This is a genomic window from Variovorax sp. FG153, assembly GCF_057809595.1.
On the sequence record NZ_JBMDKG010000110.1, the window covers coordinates 1 to 1,422 of the forward strand.

Sequence of the window (1,422 nt, forward strand, 5' to 3'; positions counted from 1 at the left end):
TCGTCGAAGGCCAGCGCCGGCGCAGCGGGCTCGGCCCGCGCGTGCGCCTCGATCAACGCGTGCACCGCTCGCCCATCACCGTGCGCGCTCGGGTTCTCGCTCCAGGCGGCGATGCGCAGCCGCTCGTCCTCGGGCACGACGGCGATCTGCGAGACCAGCCGGCCCGGCTCGTCCGCGAGCGCATCCGCCAGGCCGCGGATCGCGGCCGCCAGGTAGCCGTTGACGCGCGCGGCGCCCACGCGCTCGTGCACCTGCGCCACCAGCTCGAAGCCCTCGCCCAGGTCGTCCACCGACATGCCGAACGGATAGTTGGTGCGCTCCCTGCCGCCCAGCACTTCCATGCCGTTCCACGCGGCCCCCTCGGACGGCGCCGCCTGCGGGCTGTAGCGGTAGTTGAGCAGTGCCGAGAACAGCGGCGTGCCGCCGGGCAGCGCGCTGCAGCGCTGCGCCAGCGCGAGGCTCGCATGCTCGTGGTGCAGCAACCCGGCCAGCGCGGCGTGGGTCTCGCGCACGCCGTGCGCCACATCGGCCGTGCCGAGGCGCACGCGCAGCGGCAGCGTGTTGATGAACAGGCCCAGCGCGCGCTCGCCGCCTTCGCCGCCGTCCATGCGGCCGAACAGCACCGTGCCGAACACCACGTCGTCCTTGCCCGTGACCTTGGCCAGCACCAGCGCCCACGCCAGGTGGAACAGCGTCGCCGCGGTCACGCCGTGGCGCTGCGCCTGATGCCGGATCCGCGCGCTGAGCTGCGCGTCCAGCGGCTCGCGCTGCTCGACGATGCGCGAGCCGTCGCCCTGCACGTCGAGCAGGCCGAAGGGTGCCGTGGGCTCGTCGACATCGCCGAGCACGCGCGAGAAATAGGCCTCGTGCTCGGCGCGGCTCACGCCCAGGCGCGTCTGCGCCACGAAGCGCCGGAACGGCACCTGCGCGGGCAGCTCGCGCTCGCGGCCCTGCTGCACCAGCGCGATCTCCTCGACCAGCAGGTCCAGCGTCGCATGGTCGAGCACGAGGTGATGGGTCGCCACCTTGAGCAGCCAGCGCCCCCGCGCCGCATCGTGCGCGGCGATGGCATGGATCATCGGCGCCTCGCGCACGTCGATGCGGTAGCGCGACGGATCGACGAAGGCATCGAGCCGCGCGGCCACGTCCCCTTCCGCGCCAGCCTCTTCGGCGGGCAGCCACCGCAGCCGCACGCCCGCGTTGCGCAGCACCACCTGCACCGGCTCGGGCAGCCCCTCCCACAGCACCGCGGTGCGCAGGATGTCATGGCGCGCGATCACGCGGTCGAGGCTTTCGAGGAAACGCTCCAGCCGCTCGCGGCTGTCGAAGCCCAGTCCCAGCGGCGTGACGTAGGCATCGCCCTGCGTCTGCAGCAGGTGATGGAACAGCATGCCCTCCTGCAGCGGCGCGAGCGGATAGATG

The 1,422-nt window shown here is 73.2% G+C and carries 1 protein-coding gene; it reads right to left on the reverse strand.

Translation table 11 applies throughout. The annotated features are described in order from the left end of the window. Positions 1–1,422, reverse strand: a 1,422-nt coding sequence (locus tag ACODT0_RS42300; protein ID WP_489044037.1) for a condensation domain-containing protein, incomplete at both ends; no start/stop codon positions are given.